Annotated in this window: 11 protein-coding genes; 3 read left to right on the forward strand and 8 right to left on the reverse strand. The window is 64.8% G+C overall.

The window, feature by feature from the left end; genetic code table 11:
- Positions 1 to 212: 212 nt before the first annotated feature.
- From AC1L6K_RS16735 to AC1L6K_RS16750, 4 genes are all read right to left on the reverse strand, one after another.
- Complete coding sequence (locus tag AC1L6K_RS16735; protein WP_480949962.1) at positions 213 to 2942, reverse strand: HNH endonuclease signature motif containing protein; 2730 nt, start codon at positions 2940 to 2942, stop codon at positions 213 to 215.
- Between the two features lie 20 nt (positions 2943 to 2962).
- On the reverse strand, positions 2963 to 9076 hold the full coding sequence (locus tag AC1L6K_RS16740; protein ID WP_480949963.1) for an Ig-like domain-containing protein: 6114 nt from the start codon (positions 9074 to 9076) through the stop codon (positions 2963 to 2965).
- 149 nt (positions 9077 to 9225) lie between these two features.
- Positions 9226 to 15453, reverse strand: coding sequence for an Ig-like domain-containing protein (locus AC1L6K_RS16745; protein ID WP_480949964.1), 6228 nt, complete (start codon positions 15451 to 15453; stop codon positions 9226 to 9228).
- Positions 15454 to 15657: 204 nt separating this feature from the next.
- Positions 15658 to 15894 carry a hypothetical protein gene (locus tag AC1L6K_RS16750; protein ID WP_480949965.1) on the reverse strand — a complete coding sequence of 79 codons (237 nt, stop codon included), beginning with the start codon at positions 15892 to 15894 and terminating at the stop codon, positions 15658 to 15660.
- Positions 15895 to 16052: 158 nt separating this feature from the next.
- On the opposite strand from AC1L6K_RS16750, the gene AC1L6K_RS16755 reads away from it, so the two are divergent.
- A complete protein-coding gene (locus AC1L6K_RS16755) occupies positions 16053 to 18959 on the forward strand; it encodes a helix-turn-helix transcriptional regulator (protein ID WP_480949966.1) in 2907 nt (968 codons plus the stop codon).
- 58 nt (positions 18960 to 19017) lie between these two features.
- Here the strand turns inward: AC1L6K_RS16755 and AC1L6K_RS16760 are convergent, their stop codons facing one another.
- From AC1L6K_RS16760 to AC1L6K_RS16775, 4 genes are all read right to left on the reverse strand, one after another.
- Positions 19018 to 20415: a pyridoxal phosphate-dependent decarboxylase family protein gene (locus tag AC1L6K_RS16760; protein ID WP_480949967.1), complete on the reverse strand. Its 1398-nt coding sequence runs from the start codon at positions 20413 to 20415 to the stop codon at positions 19018 to 19020.
- Between the two features lie 120 nt (positions 20416 to 20535).
- Positions 20536 to 21609 (reverse strand): adenylate/guanylate cyclase domain-containing protein, encoded by a 1074-nt coding sequence (locus AC1L6K_RS16765; RefSeq protein WP_480952807.1) that lies wholly within the window; start codon positions 21607 to 21609, stop codon positions 20536 to 20538.
- Positions 21610 to 21622: 13 nt separating this feature from the next.
- Positions 21623 to 22222 carry a PH domain-containing protein gene (locus tag AC1L6K_RS16770; RefSeq protein ID WP_480949968.1) on the reverse strand — a complete coding sequence of 200 codons (600 nt, stop codon included), beginning with the start codon at positions 22220 to 22222 and terminating at the stop codon, positions 21623 to 21625.
- A complete protein-coding gene (locus AC1L6K_RS16775) occupies positions 22215 to 23282 on the reverse strand; it encodes a biotin--[acetyl-CoA-carboxylase] ligase (protein WP_480949969.1) in 1068 nt (355 codons plus the stop codon). The genes AC1L6K_RS16770 and AC1L6K_RS16775 overlap by 8 nt, the downstream gene beginning before the upstream one ends.
- 211 nt (positions 23283 to 23493) lie before the next feature.
- Here AC1L6K_RS16775 and AC1L6K_RS16780 point away from each other — a divergent pair, with 211 nt between their 5' ends.
- Together AC1L6K_RS16780 and AC1L6K_RS16785 are read left to right on the forward strand one after the other, a co-directional pair.
- Positions 23494 to 25077, forward strand: coding sequence for an acyl-CoA carboxylase subunit beta (locus AC1L6K_RS16780; protein ID WP_480949970.1), 1584 nt, complete (start codon positions 23494 to 23496; stop codon positions 25075 to 25077).
- The gene (locus AC1L6K_RS16785; RefSeq protein ID WP_480949971.1) at positions 25074 to 25310 is read left to right on the forward strand and encodes an acyl-CoA carboxylase subunit epsilon; all 237 of its coding nucleotides are present in this window, start codon (positions 25074 to 25076) and stop codon (positions 25308 to 25310) included. Before AC1L6K_RS16780 ends, AC1L6K_RS16785 begins: the two co-directional genes overlap by 4 nt.
- Positions 25311 to 25319: the final 9 nt, after the last annotated feature.

Here is a 25319-nt window from a genome sequence, read left to right on the forward strand (position 1 = left end):
ACTCCGCGGCCACAGCGCCTGGCTTGAATCCCAAAGCTAAAGCCGGTGGAAATTGCTCATGCATTGATCGCCAATGCAGCACCTTCGATGTGCGCTTCGCCAACCGTCCCTCCCCCACAGCGAGCAAAAGCCTGATGCCCAAGGAACTGACAAGGGCAATCAGGCTGTTTTCACCGTCAAAGTCGAGGTTTCCTTCGAGCTACGCGAATTCTTCACGCTGTGTCTGGGTTGCTGGTGAGGTAGTCGTTGATGGTTTCTTCGTCGAGGGCGGCTTGTTCTTCGTCGTTGGCGAAGATTCCTGGTGGTGGTTCCGGGAGGGCTTGGGCGTAGGGGTTGTAGTCCTGGTCGGAGCCTGGGATGTCGGACTCGTCCAGGAACTCAAAGTCCAGGAAGTCCAGGGGATCCTGGGGGTCCTGGGGGTCATGCAGCTCGGCGGCGTTGTCGGGGTTGGCGGTGGGTTGGGGCTCGGGGGTGTCGTGGAGGGCTTGCGCCCTGAGGTTCTTGTTGATGTGTTGCATTAACCATTCCGGGTAGACCGGTGGTTGCGTGTCACCGATCTTCGGCGGGTAGTACCGCCCGGTTGGTGAGGTCCACCCGACGCCTCCGTTGACCATGATCGGTGTCCAGCCACGCAGACGCACCGCTTCTCGTTCCGGGCTTTGATCTGTCCGGCACTCACCGGTACGGGTCCTGTCGTCCTTGAAATGCTTCAGGACGTGGTGGCGATGACACAACGTCTGAAGGTTGTCGTAAATGGACCGGCCGCCGTGTTCGAACTTCTTGATGTGGTCGACCTCGCAGTTCGTGGCCTTCACCAAACACCCCGGAAACTGGCAGTACTCATCCCTGATCTGCAGCATCGTACGCATCGCTTGACCAATCCGATACCGCTCCGGGGCCACATCAAGGGGCTCATTGCTGATCGGATCAACCAACACCCGCAACAACGACGGGGCCCCTGCCGCCAAGTGCCGGGCGACTTCCATACTGATCGGCCCCGACCCCTCCAACCACGCCGGCTCATTCGTCGCCCCCAGCAACGACAACACAGGAATCAACACCACCGGGGTGACCTGCGGCATCGGCGGCCACACCGGCCCCACCGGACTGTTGCCGGTACTGCTGCTGCTGGTGGCGGCACCGGTGCCGGTGGCTCCGGTGACCGTACTGGTATTGGTGTTGCTCGCAGTTGTCCCCTCACCACCGGTACTGGAGCCCAGGTCCGCACTGCTACCGCTACCGGAGCCGGTGCTGGTGCTGGCGTTGGTGGGGGTTGGGGTGAGGGTCGGTGGTATCGCTGTCGGGTCCCAGTCGGGACCGTTACGGATATCGGGGTCCCTGAAGCCGGGATTGGAATAGTCTGGGTCGTCAAAGACAGGTATCAGCCCGGCAGGGATCTCCACAGCACCAAGATCCGGGTCCGGGCCAGGGTCCGGGGGCATCCCGCCGGCTGCCGGGTCTGTGGGTGCGAACCACGGCCCCTGGCCATCACCAGGCACCACCACGACAGTGCCCGCAGTGCCCGCAGCGCCGCCAGTGGCGGTATTTGTACCGCGGGTGGCAGTAGCACCGTTCGCAGTGCCGGTAGCGCCCTCAGTAGCACTGGTGCCGGTGTCGGTGTCTGTGTTGGTTTGTGCGGGGGCGTGGATCTGGTTTTCGGCCATGGTCTGGTGCAGCAGCAGGGATGCGGCGATATCGGCGCGGAGCTGGGTCAGGGTGCGGTCTTCGTGGGGGCCCTGGGCTGCTTGGGCGGTTTGGGTGCATTGATCCCAGATACCCTCAATGGTCGGGGCCGGTGCGTACAGGCTCAGCCATGACATCCCGTCCCGTGAATGCCTTATCCCCAGGCGCCGCTGACCATATTCACGCCGGGTCCGCGGGGTGATCGTTTCCGGGTAAAACCGTTCACGCCGGCGCCGGGCCTTCTCCCTGAAGCTCGGCACAGTGCAATCGACGGCCTTGCCCAGCAAGAACTCCTCAAACCCATCAATCGTTTCCTGTGGTGATCCAGTCTCTCGCAGCAAGCTGGTTTCCTCCGCGATGATCACCGCGTAGTCCCAACCCAACCCGCCACCGCTCAAACACGCCATCGTGGCCGGTAAATACTTCACGAGCGTGCCCGCGTGCAAGATCAACTGCCCCGCGACACTCTCGGACACCGAGAGGATCCCGGCCAGATCGGCCCGCATCGACATCTGCGCCAGATCGCCCTGCCACGCATCAACACCAAGAATCCCGCCCTCGAGCACGGCCGTGGACTCAAGACGGGCAATCAACACCGCCGCCAACGCTGCGCACTGATTCTGATGCTTATGCAACGCCGCGATCGCGTCCGTGCAACCATCCATCAACGCCCGCACACCCTCCAAACGCGACCCCACACCACCAGCACCAGCGGAGTCAACAGATCCAGCAGTGTCAGGAGAGTCAGAAGGGTCAGAAGGGTCAGAAGGGCCGGAAGAGCTGTCAGTCCGGTGGCCGGTGCCAGCACCGGCGGACCCGGCAGTGTCGGGAACCTCGGCAGTGCCGGCAGAGGGGCCACCAGCAGTGCGGTCGCGGCGGCTACCACGGCGGGGCTCGGGAAGCGGCAAATCAGGCAACCCGGCCATGGCAGCATTGTCAGAGGCAAGAGGTTCAATAGTAGGAAGAGCAAGCCCGGCAATCAGGTCCGCCACACTCACTGTGGTGGATGAATCATCCCAGCCGACCGGGAAATTCTCTGAACTGCCCATACCACTATTATAGCGTTTATGTCTGGGAAGCAACACGGTTATCCACAACTTCCCAAATATATTTCTGAGGTCGTCACCACGGGCGTTTGGACGCCAGCGGACTCGCTCCAACCTCCCCGCGACACAACTACGCGACACAACAAACCGCCCCATGCGCCCATGAAGAAGCCCCCGTAGCTGTTGAGAATTTTCAACAGCTACGGGGGGCATTCACATCAGGCGTGTCAGTCCTAGCACTCAGGCATGCCGGCCGGGGTTGGCTGGTTGGTGGACAAGGCCTTCACAAAGCCCCATTCGCTGTAGCCGGGCGTGGTGATGTGGTACCACTTGTGGTCATCGTCCCTGGCACCCCAATACTTGTAGCAGTTGACCTGTACCGGCGTGTTTCTCTCGAGCCACTGCGACGAGCAGTTGGCTGGGTTGCCGTCGGTGAAGTGATCGCCGCTTCCCGATGCCTTCTCCAAGCAACTTTGTGGGTTGACCGAAATTGTCCAAGACGTGGGCTTTGGAGGCGTCTTGGCCCCGCTCTTGGGCTTTACGGTTTGGACGGGCCCGTCTTGGCCAATGGAGTTCACAGACCGGGCGTCAATGGTGGCCTCTTTGCTGTACCCGCCAGTATCAAACGTCGCACTGCCGCCGCTCGTCTTGGCAGACCAGGCACCACCGTTGACCCGAATCTCCACGGCCTTGGCGTCCACGGCACCGCCGGGCATGCTCCACGAGTAGGAAACAGTCGTTTTGTCCTTGGCCCCGTTGGCACCCTTAAGTCCGGCCGTTCCCGGGGTGCCATACGGTGTCACAGAGTTCGACGGCGGCGATGCACTGCCGGCGCTGGCGAACACTGCGGACTTGGCCCGCACCGTGACGGTGGTGGCGGCGCCGTTGGTGGCAGCCACCACATCCCCCGGTTTCACCGGAATATCACTGGCGCCGGGCGTGACGTTGGCCAGGTAGGTCAGCTCACCCGCGGTGGCCCCGCCCAAGGCAGCCCCGGTGAGGGGCTGGAAGTCAACTGTCACTTGTCCCCCGGAACCTCCCGTATTGGCCAAAGCTATCGTGGGAGCACCCACCTGCCCCGGCTGGCTCACCGACCGCCAGCCAGGCGAAGCCGGACTCAAGTCCGAGGATGCCACCTCGGTGGCCGCTTGCACCTTGAAGGTGTAATTGGCGGCCGAATTGGGCAACGACACCGTCTGGCTCGTCTGTGTGGTGGTGACGGAGTCGGTTTGTGCTCCGTCCAAATAGGTGAAGAGCGTGTACTGCTTCAGCTCCCCGCCATTGAGGTTTGGCTGGGTCCAATTCACCCGCATCTGGTTTTGGTTGCCCACCTGGTCCACCAGGGCGGTCGTCGGCGCAGCCGGCGTAAACGGCTTGCCCGCAGGCTTCACAGCCCTGCCGGCATATTCGCTCCAGTCCGACGGCTTCTTGGACTTGTTCACTGCCTGCACGCGGAAGGTGTATTCGGTTCCGTTCTTCAGGCCCTTCCAGACGTACTTATTGCCCTTGAGCCCGGTCTTCTGGGGATTCTGCCCGGCAGGCGCCGGGGAGATCTCCACATTGAAGGACGTCACCGCCGAGTACTCACCCACCGGCGTCACCCAGCTGACATCAAGCTGCGTGTCGCCCCGCACAATAGTGGGCGGGGCAGGCTTGTCAGGCTTCTGGTCCGGCGTCACCGAGACCGAGGCCTTCGAAAAGTCGGACTCCCCCACAGCATTTTTGGCACTCACACTGAAGGTGTAGGGCTGGGCATTCCTCAGGCCCGTGATCAAACAGGTGTTGGTGGCGCATTGCTGGGTAACGCCGTCGCTCCGCTTGACTGTGTACCCGGTCAAGGGTGAACCGTTGTCTACAGGCGCGGTCCACTTCAGCATCACTGCTTTGCTCTGGACCTCCTCCACAAGCGGCGTGGCAGGAGTCGCAGGCTTGCCCTTGACGTTCAAGGTGATGCGGCCGTCAACCCAGCGGTCGTGGTCCTCCGTCTTGTCGGACACGGTATAGCTGACAACCACGTTGCCGGTGAAGTCGTCGGGGGCCTGCACGGTGACATTGTCCCCGGCAACGGCGACCTGGGTGCCTGGTGCACCTGTCGTCATTTTGGCGTCAACAATTTTCAGGGAACTGTCGGGGAACGGGTTCACGTCGTTCGCCAGCGCCGGGATGGTTTCCAAGCGGCCTGCGTGGGCGTCGGGAACCGAATCCGCATTGGCGACGGCCTTGGGCTTGGTCGACGACGTCACGCCCACCTTCACCTCGGCGGTGACAGGCGGGTTGTGGCCGTCGTCCACTGATATCCCCAGCTCCTGCTCGGAGCCAAGCCCGGCGTCCTTTTCCGCTTCAACGGTGAGCGTGCCGCCGTCGAGCTTGCTCTTCAGGCCTGCCTGCGCGTCACCCGTCAAGGCGAACTTCAGCGTGTCCTTCTCGGGATCGCTGGCCAGCCGCGCGAGGTCCACGGTGCCGGATTCCAACTGGGCGACAGTAAGCGTGGTGCCTTGGAGCTTCGGCGGCAGGTTTTTCGCGGGCGCCGGAGCCACCTCGGTCATGATCGTCAACGTCGATTTCAGGCCTGAGGGGTCGTCCGGACCGGTGCCGTCAGTGACCTCAAAGGTGATGGATCCGGGGCCAAAGAAGTCAAGGTTGGACTTGTAGTTCAGCCCGGCCCCGTCGGAGGTGACGGCATCGGTGCTGTCGGCGCCGATCATGCTGATCTTGTCCGATTGGGTGATCCGCGGCGTGCGGCCGTCACGCACCTTGACGTACTCCCCCAGCTTGGCGACGGCGGATTCCCCGGCCTTGACCTTGATGACGTCATTGCTCGCCAGCACCGGGTACTGGGCGTCCAGGCCCGGCACCCAAACGATGGCCGTTGAGGACAGCTTGTCCTGGTCCGTCACCGTGTAGGGCACCATCTGCGGTTCAGCCGTCAAGGCGATCTGCAGCGTGCCGTCGGAGTTCACCGAGGCATTCGGGGTGGGTTCCGTCAGTGTCAGGGCGAGTTCGTCTGCCACCCCGTCGGGGTCCTCGTCGTTCTTCAGCACCGGCACCTTGACGGTGTTTTTGCCCAGTGCCTCATCGACGGTGACCTCATCATCCCGGGCAATCGGTGCACGCAGCGGCGCGTCGGGTGTGACGTCCATGCGGATGTTGGCCGTGGCAGTGGCCCCCGAGGGGTCGCTGACCGTGTAACCCATCGTCGCGATGCCCGTGGCGGCCGGGCTCGTCAGCAGCACCCGGCCAAGGTCCGTGACCGATGGCGCCATCTCTTCGGGCCCGCTGAAGCCGTTCTTGGCCACAAACAACTTGTCGGCGTCGGGATCGCTGTCATTGAGCGCCACGTCGAGGGCGACCTTGCGGCCGGGCCGCATGGAAATGAAGTCATCGGAGGCCGCGGGCGGGCGGTTGCTTGAGTCCTCCGGGGCAATACCCACCTCAACCGTGCCAACAGCTTCGGCACCCAACCGGTCCCTGACCTTGTACGTGAATTTATCCGTTCCGGCGGCACTTCCTGCCGCCGTGTACAGGATGAATCCCTTGTCGGCCACCGCCGTCCCCAGCGTCGGGGGGATGTCCACACCCGCCAACTGCACCGAGTCGCCGTCGGGGTCAATGCCGTCAAGGGGGATCTGAATCTTGGCCTGACCGCCGGCGATCACCCGGCCCTTAACATTCTTTGGCGCCGGGGGCAGGTTCCGTTCGGGATCCGGGGCAACGATGTTGATCGTCACCGGGGCGGAGTCCGACTGGCCGGAGTCGTTGGTGACCTTGTAAATGGCGCTCACTGTTCCCGGGGTGTCCCCGGCCAGGAAACGCAGCGAGTCCTGGTCAACCCAGAGCCTGCCTGCCGCTTCATCGGGTGCCTCCACAATTTCGGGATGCTTCAGCGTGTCCCCGTTGGGGTCCACATCATTGGCGAGCACGGGAATGCGGACCACGTCCCCGGCACGGACGTCAACCACGTCGTCGCGGGCCACTGGCCGTTGCAGCGTGGACGCGGCCGGAATGCTGACGACGGCGATGGCACCTGTGGAGGTGCCCTGGCCGTTGGAGACGGTGTAGTGGATGGTGACAGGGAAACCCGGGTCCCTGATGTCGGTGATTTTGACAACGTCGTGGTCAAGCACAGTCACCGAGACACCCGCGTCGTCAGGCACGTCAACACCGCGGACCACCAGGACCCCGCCGGCCGGATCGCTGTCGTTGCCCAGCACATCAACCAGGGTGGTGCCGCCCTGTGGCAGCAGCGCCATGTCCTTCACGGCAATGGGGGCAAGCTCCTTCTGCGCCCCAACCACGTCAACACGGATCAGCCCCGTCGCACTTTGCGGCCCATTGGTGACCTGGTACGTCAGGTACACGGGGCCCACATTTTCAGAGGTAAAGGTGAAGGTGCCGTTGTCTGCAATCGCGGAGACGCTGCCGGTGGCAGGTTTGTCCACACTGGCCAGCCGCAATTCCCCGCCCAGGGGGTCCTGATCGTTCTTCAACGGTGCAACGGTGGCGTCATGGCCCACAACTACCCGCACATAGTCGGCATTGGCAACCGGAGGCACACCCCCTTCAGGCTTGACGCTGATCTGGATCTTCTTCTCCACAATGGAGCGCGTGTCCGAAACCTTGATCGTCACGGTGCGCAGTCCGATTGAGGACCCGTCGTCGGTGTAGCTCAGCTCCCCGTCCGGGGTGAACTTCACCTGTCCGGTGTCCTCTTCGGCGGTGGCGCCGACCAGGAAGATGCTGTCGCCGTCGGGGTCGATCATGTCGGCCAGGACGTTTTGGCTGATGGTCTGGCCCTGGGCCACGACCATCGTGGTGGGCCGCATCGACACGGGATCTGCGTTCTCGGCTTCAGGCACGACCCGCACGCTCACGGTGCCCTGGTCCGTGCCGCCGCGGCCGTCGTCGTTGGTGTAGCTGAATGATTCGGTGCCGGCAGGGGCATCGGGCGGAACCACCAGCTGCAGCCCTGTCCCCCCGTACACGGTCTGCAGGCTCCCCGCCTTGATGTCGGTGGCGCTGTCGCGCACTGTAAGGACGTCGCCGTCGGGGTCGGAGTCGTTGTACAGCACGGGCAGCAGGGTGGTGCTGCCGGCGCGGACGCCGAACTCGTCGGGCTCGGCCAGTGGCGGCCGGTTGGGCTTGGTCCTGTCCGGCAGCGTGTTCACAACATTGGGATCGGCGGAGTCCTTGTCGGCGTCGTCGGCGTTCTTTTGGTCCACGCTGAGGTCGTCCCAGTTGTTGACAAGCCGCATGTTGTTATTGACAAGCCACACGTCGCCGCCGGCCATGTCGTTGAGCACCACAACGTCGCGGTTCTCCCTGAAGACCAAGTCCGAGGCCGCCGTCGCCTTGGGAATGCTGATCGGCTTGGACCCGCCACCGTCACTTCCGGGGCAGTGGAACAGGTATTTGTTCGAACCGTTCCAGGCACCGTGGACACAGCCGTCCTGCTGCACCGGGGCAATGGGCCGTCCCAGCGAACCAACATCAACGCTCGTTGCCTCGCCGCCGTTGACCGGTTGCAGCACCAGCGCGTTGCCGGTTTCCAGGGCAACAAAGTCGCTGTCCTTGCTGCGCTGTTGCAGGCTAGCGCCCTTCGCCGCGGGAATCACCACGTGCTTGTTGCCTGGCAGGAACACGGTCCCGGTCTCGGGATCCAGCACGACGGGCTTGTCCCCCACCAGGCTCAGCGTCAGCTTGCCCGACGCCGGCAGCCCCTCGATCTTTTCGTCCTTGGTCTCAATGACCTTGCCGTCCGGGCCAACACTCACCTGGGTGAGCACCGCGGCACCCGGGTTGAGCACGAAAACTTCACTCACGCCGTCGTGTGTTTCAAGGGCGACGGCGGCACGTGCGTTGGTTATTTTCGTCCGGATGGGCTTGGTGGTTTTCTCATCGAACGAACCGGCGGCGGTGGTGGGCACGGCCCAGACCTTGCCGGCGGCCGGGTCGGTGATGACGGTGGTGTCGGTGCCGAGGGAGATGGTTTTGCTGCCGCCCAGCGCGGTGTCCTCGGTGAGTGTCATGGCGGGCACGTCGACCTGGTTCAGGAGGGTGCCGGAGTCGTTGTCCATGAAGACGGTGCCGGCATCCTGCAGCACGTCGAAGCCTTCGGTGGTGGCCGTGAACCCGCCGTCGAGCACCTCCGAGGGCACGTTGAGGTGGCCCACCATGTTGATGCTGCGGTTGGTCACCCAGACGCTGCCGTCGTTGAGTTCCACGTCGGCCGTGCTGAATCCGGGGTAGATCAGTGCCCCGGCAACGACGGCCGCGGAGACGACTGCTGCGGCGGAAACGGAGAAGAACCGCTTGCGCGTGTGCTTTCCGGCGAAAACGTTCAAAGCCATGAAAAACCCTTAGCTCAGCCGGCTGGTTGGAGCCGGCTGGATGAGACCGCTGAGACCTGTGGTGCTGGTGGTGCTGGTGGTGGCTGTTGCAGTTGCCGTTCCCGGGGCGAAACCACCGTTGCCAAGGCTAACAGGTGGTCCGCTCCGGGTTAATTGCAGCGGAGGCTCCCGCCGTTTTCGTCGCGCACTTCCACGTCCGGGCCGTTGACCGCGCGGCCCGCATTGGGGCCGGTGGACATGACGTACCAGTCGCTGTACCAGGAGTAGAAAATGTCGCCACAGCCGGTCACCTCGACCCAGCCATCGGCGTAATCCTGCCATTTGCTGTTGTCATCGATATCGTAATCGCCGCCGTTCGAGACCACGCCGCCGCACCTCTTGGGATTGGTCTGGTAGTTGCTCGTATTCTCACCAGCGCCCTGGGTGCAGGAGTGGTAAGTGCCCGCTATGACGCGGACGAATGTCTTGGGCGGGGCCGGCGGAGGTTTCGTCCCGCTCGTCAGTGTCTTTGAGGCGGTGGGTCCGTAGCTGCCAACGGAGTTCATGGTGCGTGCGTCAATCGTCACGCTTTTGCTGTAGGCGCCCGTGTTGTGGACGGCACTGCCGTTGCCGGTCTTGACTGTCCAGGCACCGCCATCGACGCGAACCTCAAATTTGGCGACGTCCACCGCTCCGGCAGGGAACGACCAGTTGTAGTTGACGGTTTGGGTTTCCGCCGCGCCATTGCTGCCGCCCACCCCGGCCGAGCCCGGATTGCCGTACGGCTTCACCGTGTTGGACGGCGGTGATGCGTCACCCGTGGAACCGATGCCTCCCGTGGAGGCAACCGCCCAGGCAGTGGCATACACATCCGCACCATTGGGTGAGGACAACACCACCCCTGACGGGACACCGCATTGTTGGGCCCCGGTGGAGAGCTTGACACAGTAGCTGACCTCGCTGGCCGCATAGCCGCTGAGCTGCCCTTCATTCAAGGGGGTGTAGCTGACCTGCACTTGGCCGCCTGCCGCCGTCTCGTTGACGACGGCCAGGCTGGGCGGTGACATCATCGCCACCTTGCCCACGGCCCGCTGCGGCGTGGAGGCCGGGCTGGATTCGCTGTTTCCGGCCTTGTTGATCGCCACAACACTGAAGGTGTAGGGCTCAGTGGAGTTGCTCACGGCCACAGTCTGGCTGTTCGTCGTCGGCCGATATGTGGTGGCCGGGACTCCGCCGCCGGACTGGGTCAGGATGTATGAGGTGACCTGGGCGCCATTGGCAAATGGAATGCCCCAGTTGACACCGATCTGGTTCTGGTTGCCAACGCGTTCCAACACCTGCACAGTGGGTGCCGGCGGCGCAGCCGGTTTGCCGGCCGGGATCTCCGACGCCGAATACGGGCTCCAATCGGAAGGCTGGGCCGCCTTGTTCACGGCCTGGACACGGAATTGGTATTCGGTGCCGTTGCTCAGGCCGGACCAGGTCAGCGAGTTGCCAGTCAATCCCGTCTGCTGGGCGTTTTGGCCGGCAGGTGCGGGCGAAATTTCCACATTGAATTTCGTCACGGGTGAGTACTTCCCCACGGGGGTTTTCCACGTCATCGATACAGCCCGGTCCCCAAATTTGGTGGCGGGGGCGGCAGGCGGGTCAGGCTTGCTGTCCGGCATTGCCGCCACGGAGAGCGGTGAAGGGTCCGATTCGCCGACAGCATTGGTGGCCGTGACCTTGAACTTGTACTCCACGGCATTTTCCAGGCCCGTGATGGTGCAGGTGTTGGTGGCACACTTCTGCGAGCCACCTGTCCAGCTCACGGTGTAGCCGGTGAGCGGCGAGCCATTGTCGGCAGGCGGATTCCAGGTCAGCAGGACTGCCTCGTTCTTTTCCTCCAGGACCTGAGGTTTGCTGGGGGCGTCCGGCTTGCCCTTGACGGTGATGCGGATCTTGCCGTTTGCATGGCGGTCCGCGTCCTTCGTCTTGTCCTCGACGACATATCTGACCACCACTGTGCCCTTGTAGTCACCGTCGGTTTTTACCGTCACGGAATCGTTGGTGTTGGTGACAACGATGCCCTTGGGATCCGTCTCGATGGAGGTGTTCACCACCTCCAATGGAGTGCCCGGGAACGGGTTGACATCGTTGGCCAGCACCTTGATGACTTCTGCGCGGCCTGCGTGGGCGTCCTTGACGATGTCCTGGTTGGCGACGGGCAGCGGCTCGGAAGATGAGGTGGCGGACAGTGCCACGTCGGCCACGACGGGGTCGTTGCTGCCGTCGCTGACGCTCACCTGGACGGTGGCCTTCGTGCCCACCTTTGTGCCGGTGCTCTGTGTGACTGTCAGCACCGAGCCCTCAAAGGCGACCTTGAAGTTTGCCGGCTGGTTGCCAACCATCGCAAACTTGAACTTTTCCTTGTCGCCGGGATCGACGTCGAATGCCATCGGGCCAACATCCAGCGTTACTGTTTCCTGCTGCGGCACCTCCAGCATGGAGCCGGTGAAGGTGGGAGGAGTGTTCTTTTTTTCCTCCTCCTTCTTGGGTTCTTCCTTCTTTTCCTTGGGCGGAACCGTCGGCTCGGGCTCTTTCTTGACGGGGGCCGGGTCCACGAGGGTCATGACTGTCAGCGTTGACTTCAGTCCGTCGGGATCGTCGGGGCCCTTGCCGTCGGTGACTTCAAAGGTGATAGAGCCGGGACCGTAGTACTTGATGTCGGCGGCATATTTGATGCCGGCCCCGTCGCCTTCAATGACGTTGGCGCTGGGTGCCCCCACAAGTGAGATCTTTGCGGCCTCGGTCAGCCGCGGCGTCCTGCCCTCCCTGACCTGCACGTAGTCGGAGAGCTTCATTACGGCGGATTCCCCGGCGGTGAGCCGGATGACGTCATGTTTTTTCAACACCGGGTACTGCTTGTCCAGGCCCGGCACCCAAATGACGGCTGTCGAGGTGAGCCCGTCCTGGTCTGTCACTGTGTAGGGAACCAGCTGCTCGCCGGCTTCCAGCACCACACGGACGGCTCCTGTGGACGTGACGGTGGCGGTGGCGTTTCCCGCTCCCGGGAGTGCCTGGACGGCGACGTTGAGTTCCTCGGTGACGCCGTCGGGGTCTGCATCATTTTCAAGCACCGGCACGTCCACGGTGTTCTTGCCCAACATCTGCTTCACCGTGACCCTGTCGTCCCGGCCGATGGGTGCCTTTAGCGGCGCGTCCGGAGACACTGTCATGCGGATGTTTCCGGTGGCCGTGGCCCCAAATTTGTCGGCCGCGGTGTACAACATGGTGGCGATTCCCGGCTCCACGGGTGAAGTGACGAGCGCCTTGCCCTTGTCGGTCACCGAGGGGGCCATCTCCTCCGGCCCCTGGAAGCCGTCCTTCACCAGGCCGAGCTGGCCGCCGTCGGGATCTGAGTCATTGAGCAGCACCTCCAGGGCAACCTTTCGCCCGGGCCGCATGGTGATGTAGTCGTCCTCGGTCACGGGAGGGTGGTTCATGGTCAGTGGCTGTGCAACGCCCACATCCACGCGGGCGATGGATTCGGCGCCCAGCCTGTCCCGCACCCTGTAGGTGAAACTGTCAGTGCCGGACGAACTGCCGCCGGCGGTGTAGAAGATGAAGCCGTTGCCGGATTCGGCCGTGCCAAGCGAGGGGCCCTTGTCAATGCCCACCAGCTCCACCGAGTCACCTTCGGGGTCGATCCCGTTCAAGGGAACCGGGATGCGCACGTTTTCCCCGGCAATGACACGGCCGGTCAGGTTTTTGGCGGCGGGCGGCTGGTTGTGTTCGGGGTCTTCGGGCACGACGGTGATGGTGACAGGGGCCGAGTTGTACTGCCCGCTGCTGTTGGCCACCAGGTACACGCCCTGCACGGTTTTAGGCGTGGGGCCGGCGATGAAACGCAACTCGTTTTGGTCGGTGAACAGCTGGCCGAGGGCCGGATCAGGCGTTTCCACGACCTCCGGAGCCTTTAGCACCTCACCGTTGGGGTCGCTGTCATTGAGCAGCACCGGGATGGTCACAACGTCGCCCACCCTGACCCGGGCCGTGTCCGGTTCCACCCTGGGCGGCTGCACCTTGTCTGCTGCGGGAATGCGGACGACGGCGATTTCCCCCACGGCGCTGCCCGCCCCGTTGGAGATGGTGTATTTGATGCTGAGCGTGTCCTTGAGGCCGCGCAAGTCCGTCAACTTGACGATGTTGCGTTCAATGATCGTCGCCGAAACTGGTGATCCCCCGGGAAGTTCAACCGACTGAACCACCAGCACCCCGCCTGCCGGGTCGGTGTCATTGCCCAACACGTCCACCAGCACCGAACCGCCGGAGGGCAGCATGGCCAGGTCCTTGACGGCCACGGGAAGTCCCTGTTTGTCTGCTTCCTGCACGTCCACACGGATCAGCCCCGTGGCGCTCATGGGTCCGTTGGTCACCTGATATTCCAGGTAGACCGGACCCGCCGTGCTGGAGGTGAAGGTGACGGTGCCCTTGTCCGTAATCTTTGACATCTGGGCGTTGGGCACGGCGGACACACTGGCCAACCGCAGGGTCCCGCCGGCCGGGTCCTGGTCATTTTTCAGCGGCGAAAGGACCACGGGCTCGCCAACGATGGCGCGGAAGAAGTCAGCGTTGGCCGCCGGCGGCACGGCTCCAGACGGCTTGACGTTGACCTTGACTTTCGCATCCTTGGTGGCGAGCCCGTCGGAGACGGTGACGGTCATGGTTTTCATCCCGATTTCCTCCCCGTCGTCCGTGTAGCTGAGCTGGCCGTCAGGGGTGGTCTTGATGACGGCGGACTTGTCCCCGGACACGGCGTCGCGCAGGAAGATGTCGTCGCCGTCGGGGTCGATCCAGTCGAGCAGGACGTTTTGACTCATGGTGCGGCCTTGTTCAACCACAAGGATCTGGTCGCGCAGGGTGCGCGGTGCCGTGTTTTCAGCGGGCGGGACGACCCTGACGCTGACATTGGCGCGGTCAGTCCCGCCGCGGCCGTCATTGGCGACATAGTTGAATTGTGCAGAACCGGCCTGCTCGGCGGGAACCGTGACCTGCAGTCCGGTGCCGTCATAAATTGACGAGACGGCGCCGACGGACGGATCCACGGCCGGTTTTTCAACGCTCAGCACATCGCCGTCGGGGTCCGAGTCATTGAACAGCACGGGCAGGATAGTGGTTTTTCCTGCCCGGACGCCAAACTCGTCGGCGGTGGCCAGCGGCGGCCTGTTGGGCTTGGTGCGGTCAGGCAATGCGCTGACCACATTGGGGTCTGCCGAGTCCTGCTCGGCGTCGTCAGCCTTTTTCACTTCCGACTTCAGGTCGTCCCAATTGTTGACGAGCAGCATGTTTTGGTTGACCAGCCAGACGTTGCCGGTGTTGATGTCGTTCAGGACCACAACGTCGCGGTTCTTCCTGAACACAAACTCGGAGGTGCCGCCGGCCTTGGGGATGTCAACAAGCGTGCCGCTGCCGTCGCAGGCCAGCACGTACTTGTTGGCGCCCGACCAGGCCGCGTGGACGCAGCCGTTTTGCACCACGGGGGCGACGGCTTTTCCGGTGCCGCCCAGTTCCAGCACCTTGGCGGCCGAGCCGTCCAGCGGCTGGGTGACCAGCGCCGTCGCCGTCCCCAGGGCAACAAAGTCGCCGTCGCTGCTCGCCTGGGCGAGCAATCCGCCGTCGGACTTCTCCAGCTCAACCACCTTGTCCCCCGGCAGGAACATTTTCCCGGCCTCGGCGGAGAAGGTGACAGGCTTGCCGCCGGCAACCGTGATCTGCAGGTCCTCCAGGCCGGCCATGCCGGCCACGGTGGTCCGTTCCTGCGAACTGACAGTCCCATTGCCGTTCACCACTGTGGTGATGAGTTGGCCGGTCTTGACGTCCGCGGTGTAAATGGTGTCATCGGGGGCCGTGACGGAAACTGCGGTGCCCAGACCGGTGAGAATGGGGACGGTGGCCTGATCGGTAAAACCCTGGACGGCCGCATTCTCCAGGGCCCAGACCTTGCCCTGGTTGGGATCCGTCAGCGAGACCATGTTGGTGCCCTGCGAGGCGTATTTGCCGCCGCCCAGGTTGGTCTCGGATTCCATGGCCATGAGCGGGACGCTGACAGTGTTGAGCAGGGAGCCCGAATCGGAGCTCATGAAGACATTGTTGGCATTCTGGATGACGTCGAAATTGGTGGTCGTGGCGGTGAAGCCGCCGTCGAGGACCTTGGATTGGTCGTTGAGGTGGCCCACGAGCCCGTCCGCGCGGTTTGTCACCCACACGCTGCCGTCGTTGAGTTCAACGTCGGCCGTGCTGAAGCCGGGGTAGACGACCGCGCCTGTCACAACCGCAGCGGACACCACCACAGCCGCGGAGGCCGTAAACAGCTGTTTCTTGTTCGAAGATGTGCCAAAGAAACCGCTCAGTGCCATGACTAGCCCTTGCTTCCCCACCAGCCAGGAGAATCGCATACGAAAAATAACGGGACTTTCAAAAAAGTCACCATTGGCATCCTACCGGATTGCTCCAGTTGATGGTCAAACTATTTCTTGAGGGAGGGCTGGATGTGGGCAGGCCAGTGGCCCGGGTCCGGCCCTCCGTTTCGGTGGAGGTTCCGGCCCGGGCAAGCTGATGCGTCAGCCCTCTGGCACCCAGGATGGTGCGGCCGACCCTGCGCCCGTGAGGGTGTCGCAACGGACAAATTGCGTTCCGATCCGGGTCAACGGACACTGCTGCCCCGTTGACTGCTGCACGCTTCTGCCCAACGTGCCCGGATCCTGCACCGCAACGGCGGGGGACGGGACGGCAACGACGAAGAACAGCGCGACGGCGGCCAGGGCCGCCCACCGTGATGCATGATGTGAGGTGTACATTGTCTTGCCTTTCGATCACCGCTGGACTGATATCTCCACAGTCCTCCGGGGCCTCCCCAGCCGGCATCGGGATCGGCACCTGAGATGGACGCCCGGGACCCTGAGATTTATAGTCCCCTTTCGGCCCGTTCCGGCGGCAGCGGTGCGAAAATTGTAGGATGGCCGAGAACGCAGGCACCCATGGCGCTGACATCGTCGGGCGGGCACGGGAACTGGACTTCCTGGGCTCGTTGTTGGCCGGTGCCGTTGCTGGCACGGCCGGCACCATTGTGGTCTCCGGGGACGCCGGCGTCGGGAAGACTGCCCTGGTTCAGCACGCCTGTGCATCCGCCGCCTTCACGGGCTGGATCTTCGCCGGTGCCGCCCTGCCCCTGGCTTCGACCACCGTCCCGTTTCTGGCGCTGCGTTCGGCCTTCCGTTCGGCGCCAAGCTTCGACGGCGACGCGCGCCCGACGCTGCCAAAGGCCGGTGAGCCGCCGAATGACGTCCCCGTTGCGATCGACGACTGGTTGGACGAACTCTCCCGGCGCCGCCCGTTGGTCCTGGTCATCGACGATCTGCAGTGGGCCGACCAAAGCACCTTGGACGTCCTGATGTACCTCATCGCCGGTCCGGCCGACAGGCGCATGGCCATCATCGCCACGCTGCGCGCCGGCGAGGTGGGCAAAGTGCACCCGCTCCAAAGCTGGCTTGCCGACGTCAGGCGCATGCCCCGGACCGGCTGGCTGGGGCTGGGGCCCTTGGACCGGTTCGACACCGAGGCCCAACTGGCCCACCTTTTGGGTGCTCCCCCGCACCAGTCGCTGCTGCAGGAAGTCTTCCACCACACCGCCGGGAATGCCTACCTCAACAGGCTGGTCGTTGCGGGGCTGGAACCCGCGGCCCGCCACTTGCCGGCTGAACTGCCCGCCGACTTGAAGGGCGCGGTCCTGCGCTCCTGGCACAGCCTTTCCGACCGGGCGCGGCGGCTGACCCAAATCATGGCCGTGGCCGGACGGCCGCTGTCCTCTGTGGACCTCGGCGCCGTCGTGCGGCTCGACGGCAGTCCGGACGGCGTCCCGGCGCTGCTGCATGAGGCCTCCGAAGCCGGAATTGTTGAGTGCAGCACCGACGGGAACCGCTGGTGGTTCCACCATCCATTGATCGCCGAGGTCCTGCAGCAGGGTTTGGACGGCGACGAACGGACACGCTGGCATGCGCTTTTTGCCGCCCATGCGCAGACCCTGCTGGACGGCCGGGAAGACCCGGATTTTGAGTTGCTTGCGGCGTTGGCCCACCACCATGACACATCCGGCCACGCGGCCGAGGCCTACCGCTGGTCCCTGCGGGCATCCGCCGCTGCCGGACACGCGGGCGGGGGTGCCGAGATGCTGCGCCTGCTGCGGCGTGCCGTGGCCCTGCGCCGTGGACTTCCGCACGTGCCGGAGAGCGTGCAGGAGTTGTGGTCCAGGTTGCGGATCGCTGCTGAGGAAACGGGCGCCCCGGAAGTTGAGCTGGAGGCCGTGGAGGCACTGCTGGCGGGGACGGACCGCTCGAAACAGCCGTTGGATGCCGCCGAACTGTTGGTGCGGCGCGCCCTGCTGCGCTTTTCCATGGGCCGGGAATTCCTCGCCCAAGACCAAATGCGCAGGGCCGTGCAGCTGGCAGGTGCAAACCCGGACAGCTGGCAATACGCCTATGCCCTGGCCGAACTGGCCCACATCGGGCTGTGGAAGGACGACCCCGAGGCGCCGGCCAGGGCCGCAGAGGCCCTGGCAATTGCCCGGAAGGCAGGAAATCCCAGAGCCCTTTCCTATGCATTGACGGCCAACTCCATGGCGGCGCTGTTTGGCGGGCAACCGGAGGAGGCCCGGATCCTGGCCGCCGAGGGCGCAACGGCAGCTGCACAGGCACGCGATTTCTGGGCGCTGGTGCATGCAACGCTCTGGCAGGCCAACGCAACGGCGGCGTGGACCAGCCAGACCTTCGCCGAACTGATGCGTGCCGGAAGGCAGCGGCTGACTGATTTGGGCGCACCGCATTTGTATCTGGCCAAGATGGCCGCCGACGAGGCCGGCAGTTATCTGGCCATCGGCCGCTGGCAGGAGTGCGGTCAGGCGCTTCGCGTGGCGCTGGGTTCGGATCCCGGCGCCATGGGGGATGTCGCGGCCCGGCTGACTGCTGCCAGGCTGTCAGCTTGGCAGGGCCGGCAGGGGGAAGCGGAGGCGCACCTTGCCCGCGCCGATGAAATATTCTCCCAGTCGTCGGTATTTCACAATCTTGACTTCGATGCCGTCCGCGCAGAGGTTCTCCTGGCTGCGGGCCATCCGGACGCCGCCTGCGCAGCCGCCATGGCCGGGGTCAACACGGAGGGGCAGCCGCCCACCATGTGCGAATGGCTCCTTCCCCTGGCTGCCCGCTCCTTGGCGGATCTGGTCCAGATGGCCAGGGACGACGGCCGGCCGGTCGCCGCGCTGCTCGCCCGCACCAACGCCCTGCTGCGGGAGTTCCCATCCGTTCTGCAGGAAACGGGCAATGAAACCCAGCTGTACGCCACACAGGTGGCAGCCTTCAACCTGCTGTACCAGGCCGAGGCGGGCCGGGCCCGAGGGAGTGCGGACAATGCAACGGAATGGATCCTGACAGCCGACGCCTGCCAGGCGGCAACCCTGAGGTGGGAGGAGGCCTACTCCTGTTGGCGGGCTGCGGAATCCCTGCTGCTGCACGGACACTCCCTGCGTCCGCTGGCAGCCACAGTGCTCCGCCGCGGGCTCGCCCTCGCCGACGAGCTGCAGGCCGGCCCCATCCAGGGACACTTGCGCAAACTCGCCACGGACGCCCGCATCAAGACGACGGCCCCCTTGGCAGGCGCTGCACGAACGGACCTTGTGCGGTTGCCCGGGCTCACGCCGCGTGAGCGGGAGATTCTGGAATTTGTCGTCGCCGGCCGCAGCTACGCCGAGATTGCCGCGTCATTGGTGATCAGCGAGAAAACAGTCAGCACCCACATCTCAAACCTGCTGCACAAAACCGGCGCGTCCAACCGCATCGACCTGTCCCGGCTCGCCACCCGGTTCCGGCGGTGAGCCGGCGCACCACAGCCGCCTGCGGATCCCCGCCCAGGCGGCCAGGCTGCAGCTGTGTTCAGCCGTCACCTTCGGCAGCCACCGCCCGCTGGACGGCGGCCAGGGACGCCGCCACGTCGCCGTCGTCCGTGGCCCAATTGCTCACGGAGATGCGCAGGATGTCCCGCCCGGCCCAGTGCGAACCGGACATCCAGGTGGTGCCGTCTGCCAGGACGCGGGCGGTGATGCTGCGCGTGCGCTCGTCGGAACCAAAGCTCACGCACACCTGGGTGAAAACGACGTCGTTGAGCACCTCGACACCGTCCATGCGGGAGAGCGCTTCCGCAAACGCCTGCGCATGGGCCACCAAACCGTCAATGAGAGCCACGACGCCGGAGGTGCCCAGGGAGCGCAACGCCGCCCACACCGGAATGCCCCGGGCCCGGCGGGAAAATTCAGGCACCTTTTCGAAGGGATCGCCGGGGCCGTGGTCATCGGTCACGAGGTAGCTGGTGTGCGCGCCGAAAACCGGGCGGAGCACCTCCGGCCGCGAAACGATGGCCACCCCGCAGTCGTAGGGAACATTGAGCGTCTTGTGCGCATCGGTGGCCCACGAGTCACATTCCGCCAGGCCCGCGAGCTGGTGGCGGTGCGTCGGGCTCGCCGCAGCCCAAAGCCCAAACGCGCCGTCAACATGCACCCAGGCGCCGTGCCTGTGGGCAATCGCGGCTGCCTCGCCCATCGGATCGGAGGCACCGGAATGCAGGTTTCCGGCCTGCAGGCAGACGATGGCCGGCCCAGTTCCGGCCTCCAGCGCCGCTGCGAGCCGGGCGGGCAGCATGCGGCCCTGCGTGTCGACAGCGACCTCGGCCGGATTGCCGAGACCCAAATATTTCAGTGCCATGTCAATGGAGGCATGGCGCTCGGCACCCACAAGGACCCGCACCCTGGGGGCGCCCGACATGCCGTCCGTGTCCAGGTCCCAGCCGGCCACGTCAAGGACATGCGCCCGGGCGGCGGCCAGGCCGGTGAAATTGGCCCCGGTTGCCCCGGTGGTGAAGCCGACGTCGGCCCCGGCGGGCAGCCCCAGCAGTTCCAACAGCCAAGCACCGGCAGCCTCTTCCGCTGCCGCGGTGGCCGGCGTGGCATAGCGCATGGCCGCGTTTTGGTCCCAGGCGCTGACCAGCCAGTCGGCCGCCATGGCTGCCGGGAGCGTGCCGCCAATGACCCAGCCGAAGAACCGGCCCGAGGGCATCGCCATCAGCCCGGGTTCGGCCAGGAGCGCCAGCTCGTCGACGACGGCGGCCGCGTCCATGGGTTCCTCCTGCAGTGGTTTGGAGAACTGGGCCAGCAGCTGGTCGGCATTCAGCCGGGGCCCCACGGGACGTTCCGGCAGCGACTCGAGCCAGCCGCTTGCGTGGGCATGCGCACGGTCCAGGGCGGCCTTGTAATCCCCTGCTTGGCTATGGTTTTTCATGGCGTGACTGCCTCCAAGATGCCGTACCGGCCAATGCAGCTGCCCGGCAGTTTCGCCGCTGGATTCCTACGGTACGCCGGCAGCACCGCCGAGGACAGGGCCGCCGCAGGCTGGGAGCCGTTAGTCGATGACCAGGCCCGTGCCCGTGCCGCGTTCGAGCAGCACCGGGGCGACCTCGCCGAAGCCGCGGACATTTTCAACTGGCAGCTGGGTCAGGATGAACCTGTCGTCATTTCTCAGCGCGGAGGCCGTGACCGAGTCGATGAGAACCGTGCCCGGTTCCGCCAGCGATGTCAGCCGTGCGGCCAGGTTCACCGTGGGCCCGTAAATGTCGCCGAGGCGTGAGAGCACCCGGCCCCACACCATGGCCACCCTGGCCTCGGGCAGGAAATCGTCGGCCGCCATGGCCTCGGCCAGGGACAGGGAAATCTGGGCGCCGGCCACGGGGGTTTCACAGTTGTAGAGGACTTCATCGCCAATGGTTTTAACAAGGCGGCCGCCACCGACGCTGATGATCTCGGCACAAATGTTTTCAAAACGCTGCACGAGGCGGGCCAGGGTTTTTTCGTTCATGCGCCGGGAAAGGGAGGTGTAACTGACAAGGTCGGCAAAGCCCACGGCGCGTGCGAGCGGAAGCGGGGCGTCGTCCTCGCCGCCGACGCGCCCCAGTTCACTGGAGGCGAGGCCTTCTTCGGCCCGCACGGCCAGCCGCTGAATGCCGGCGTTGAGCTGGCGCCGGTAGGAGTACACCAAAAGTTCTTCCAGCGGGGCAATGAGGTTGGGCAGTTCCGACACCACTGCGCGGCGGGCCTCGGCGTCGCTGACACCGTGCTCCACCACCAGGTCTTCAACGAGCGCCTCGATCTGCCAGACAGCCATCCTGTCGGTCATTTGGCCGATGGAACGGGTAACCGAGATGGCTGTTTCCTCGGTCAGGAGGCCTTCACGGACCATGGTGACGACGGTCTGCAGGGCTTCCTTGTCGCGCTCGGTGAAGGCGACGTCGTCGTCCCCCAGGTTGGGGAAGCCCATGGCGCGCCAAATTTTGCGTGCCGACAACAGCGAAACGCCAACACCGGCGGCGACGTCACGGCGCTTGAGCGTCCGTTCCCCGCCAAGAAGCTGTGTTTCCAGGTCCCGGGTTTGGTTGCGTGAGGCAGGCGGGAGGGGGTTGCGTGCAGCAGGAGGCGACAACGGCTCGGGTGGGTCAGTTGTTTCTTCCAAGCTTGCGCCGCTCCTTCTCTGTCATGCCAACTTCACCAGCGTAGTCCCCCTGATGGGGTGTTTGCTGAATGGACGCCCGGAACACCTTGGTCCAGGCATGTTGCATTTCACCATTAAAGCGGTTCAGCACGGGAACTTCCGCCACCGTGCGCATGGTCCCCTTGTACATGTGCAGCTGCAGGTCCCCTGATCCGACCATTCGCTGGCGCCAATTCTGCACCGGACGCACCTCCTGGACCTGCTCCAGGACATGGACCTCCGCGATGCGCCCCCACGGCCCGCGGCGGACCAGCAGCCGCTGGTTGGTCAGGATGTAGCGGGTCCAGGCCCAGCGCAGCACGCGCCGCACCGGGTAGGCCAGTTCAAGCAGGACCACCACCGCGACAAGCAGCGCCACGGCCGGCTCCCGCCAGGCCCAGGCATCCGGCGCCCACCCGGCAAAAGGGCCCGGCTGCAATTTGGCCAGGCCCGCCGATCCGCCAAGCACCAGCAGCAGCCCGACCGTGATGGGCCAGACCAGGATCCGGGAATGCGGCCGACAGCGGACGACAACCTGTTCGTCGTCCAGCAGCCAGTTACGCATAATTCACCGTGCCGCCGGGCCCGGTGCGCCGCAGGTGGATCACGTCCCCGGCGCTGACGGCATGGATGGTTCCGGCCGCGTCACGCAGCAGCAATCCGCCGTCGGGCCCCAAGGCCGTCGCGGTGCCGTGCAGCATGGCTCCGCCGGGCAGTTCGGCGCGCACTTCCTGGCCCAAGGTGCTCATGCATTCCTGCGCGAGCTCCAGGACGCTGTGCCCCTGCCCCCGTCCGCCGGGCAGCGGGCGCAGCGCATCCCCGCCAACAGCCACAAAGTCCCGGTACAGCTCGGCAAAATGGTTCAGGTACGCGGGGAGCAGCAGGTTCCGGTCCAGGGTTGTGGCGTTCTCAAGCAACAGTGAGGTGGCGCGGTCGGTCGGCAGCTCACCGGCCTGCAGGCTGACATTGACACCCGCCCCAACCACGACGCCGGGACCAGCCTGGACGCGGAGCCCGCCGTGGGTGCCGGCCGCACCGAGGGCGCCCTTTGCACCGCTGGCTCCCGGGCCCGCCGCGGCGGCAGTCACGACTTTGGCCGGCACGAGCTGGGCCAGGATGCCGGCCAGCTTGCGCCCCCTGACCACGACGTCGTTGGGCCACTTCAGTTCGGCCGGCACGCCCGTCAGCGAGCGCACGGTTCCGCACAGTGCCACGCCGGCCAGAATCGACAGCCAGCCGTATCCGGTTGGCGCGAACGGCTGCCCCGGGCTGGTGTCGGGGTTGGCGCCGGTGCCCGGGCTGGGGTTGGTGCCGGGGCCTGCCGACGCTGCGGCCTGCTCCGCCGGGCGCAGGAACACGCTTGAAATCATGGCCGCCCCCGCCGGCACTTCCCAGCTTCTGCCCATGCGGCCTTTTCCGGACGGTTGGGCGTCGGCGATCAACACGCTCAGGTCCGGCCAGTATTCATCGACATTGGCTGCCCCGGTGGCCAGCTCAGTGTTGGTGGAACCGCTTGAAGCAACCACCTCCACCCGGCCAAAGCAGCCCTGCGGATGCATCAGGGCAGACTTGAGGACGGGGCCTTCGAGGCCGGTGCGGTTCAGATCAGGAGAGGCGCCGTTCATGGATTCAATCCTATCCGGCGCAACAGCACGCTCCGCCGGTGCGCAGCCGTCACCGCGGCGGTGGAGGAACCTCAGACAGTTATCTGCCGACTTTGTAGGTTTCCTACACACGCAAGGGCTATTTTCGTTATTAGACTGTGAGGAGAGTTTGCCCTTTTGTGCGGTTCCTATGAAGGGTCGCCAGCTTCCACACTACTGAGCCGGAGTATCAATGAGCCACGACCTATCAACGACAGCAGGCAAAATTGCCGATTTCCGCGACCGTTCGGCTCAATCGAAAATGCCGTCAGGTGAGGCTGCCATCGAGAAGCAGCATGCCAAGGGCCGCAACACCGCCCGCGAACGCATTGACATGCTCCTGGATCCCGATTCCTTTGTTGAGTTCGACGCCCTTGCCGTGCACCGTTCACACGCGTTCGGCATGGAAAAGAAGCAGCCGCTCGGCGACGGTGTCGTCTCCGGCTACGGCACCGTGGATGGGCGCCTCATCGGCATCTACAGCCAGGACTTCAGCGTGTACGGCGGTTCCCTGAGCCAGGTCAATGGCGAGAAGATCGTCAAGGTCCAGGAATTCGCCCTGCGCAACGGCTGCCCCGTCGTCGGCATCAACGATGGCGGCGGCGCACGCATCCAGGAAGGCGTGGCCTCGCTGGCCATGTTCGCCGACATCTTCCGCAACAACGTCCACGCATCCGGAGTGGTCCCGCAGATCTCCCTCATCATGGGCCCCTGCGCCGGCGGCGCCGCCTACTCCCCCGCACTGACCGACTATGTCGTCATGGTCGACAAGACCAGCCACATGTTCATCACCGGCCCCGACGTCATCAAGACAGTCACGGGCGAGGACGTGGACATGGAAACCCTTGGCGGCGCCCGACAGCACAACAGCACCACGGGAACCTCCACCTATTTGGCCACGGATGAGGGCGACGCGATTGAGTTTGTCCGCGAACTCCTTGACTTCCTGCCCTCAAACAACCTTGCCGAACCCCCCGTCACCGAGCATGAACAGGACTTGATGCTCGACGACGCCGACCTCGCCCTGGACACGCTGATCCCGGACTCGGCCAACCAGCCGTACACCATGCGCGCCGTGATTGAGCAGATCCTCGACGACGGACACTTCCTCGAGATGCAGGCCCTCTACGCGCCCAACGTCATGATCGGCTACGGCCGCATTGAAGGCCACACCGTGGGCATCGTGGCCAACCAGCCGATGCAGTTCGCCGGCACCCTGGACATCAACGCCTCCGAAAAGGCCGCCCGCTTTGTGCGCAACTGCGACGCCTTCAACATCCCCATCATCACCCTGGTTGACGTGCCCGGGTTCCTGCCCGGCAAGGACCAGGAATTCCAGGGCATCATCCGCCGCGGCGCCAAGCTGCTGTACGCCTACGCCGAGGCGACAGTGCCGAAGCTGACAGTCATCACCCGCAAGGCGTACGGCGGAGCGTACATCGTCATGGGCTCCAAGAAGCTCGGCGCCGACTTGAACCTGGCCTGGCCCACAGCCCAGATCGGTGTCATGGGCGCTCAGGGAGCCGTCAACATTTTGTACCGCCGCGACCTCGCCGCGGTGGCGGCAGAAGGCGGCGACGTTGAAGCCCGCCGCGCAGAGATCGTCCGCAATTACGAAGATGAGCTGCTGAACCCGTACCAGGCGGCCGAGCTTGGCTACATCGACGCCGTCATCGCACCGTCCGACACCCGCATCCAGCTGATCAAGGGCCTGCGGGCCCTGCGCGACAAGCGCGCCAGCCTGCCCGCCAAAAAGCATGGGAACATCCCGCTGTGATCCCCCCCGACTTCCAGCCCGGTGCGGCGGGCACCCAAGAACCGTTGCTCAACGTGACCCGGGGCAATCCCAGCGCCGAGGAACTTGCCGCCGTGACCGCCGTCGTGCTTGCCCTGCAGTCAGGGGCCGGCGGCGAAATCCTCCGGGCACCGTCACGGCATTGGGCCCGGCGGGCGCAGCTGAACCTGCCGCCGAAACCCGGTGCCGGATCCTGGCGGCGCTCGGGGCACTAGCCTTCGCAG

Source organism: Specibacter sp. BI4 (assembly GCF_056680095.1).

What these genes read in the sequence shown, in the direction of transcription:
- AC1L6K_RS16760 (WP_480949967.1), bottom strand. Translation starts at nt 20,415, where the DNA reads ATGAAAAACCATAGCCAAGCAGGGGATTACAAGGCCGCCCTGGACCGT.
- AC1L6K_RS16745 (WP_480949964.1), bottom strand. Translation starts at nt 15,453, where the DNA reads ATGGCACTGAGCGGTTTCTTTGGCACATCTTCGAACAAGAAACAGCTG.
- AC1L6K_RS16780 (WP_480949970.1), top strand. Translation starts at nt 23,494, where the DNA reads ATGAGCCACGACCTATCAACGACAGCAGGCAAAATTGCCGATTTCCGC.
- AC1L6K_RS16770 (WP_480949968.1), bottom strand. Translation starts at nt 22,222, where the DNA reads ATGCGTAACTGGCTGCTGGACGACGAACAGGTTGTCGTCCGCTGTCGG.
- AC1L6K_RS16735 (WP_480949962.1), bottom strand. Translation starts at nt 2,942, where the DNA reads ATGCCCCCCGTAGCTGTTGAAAATTCTCAACAGCTACGGGGGCTTCTT.
- AC1L6K_RS16755 (WP_480949966.1), top strand. Translation starts at nt 16,053, where the DNA reads ATGGCCGAGAACGCAGGCACCCATGGCGCTGACATCGTCGGGCGGGCA.
- AC1L6K_RS16740 (WP_480949963.1), bottom strand. Translation starts at nt 9,076, where the DNA reads ATGGCTTTGAACGTTTTCGCCGGAAAGCACACGCGCAAGCGGTTCTTC.
- AC1L6K_RS16750 (WP_480949965.1), bottom strand. Translation starts at nt 15,894, where the DNA reads ATGTACACCTCACATCATGCATCACGGTGGGCGGCCCTGGCCGCCGTC.
- AC1L6K_RS16775 (WP_480949969.1), bottom strand. Translation starts at nt 23,282, where the DNA reads ATGAACGGCGCCTCTCCTGATCTGAACCGCACCGGCCTCGAAGGCCCC.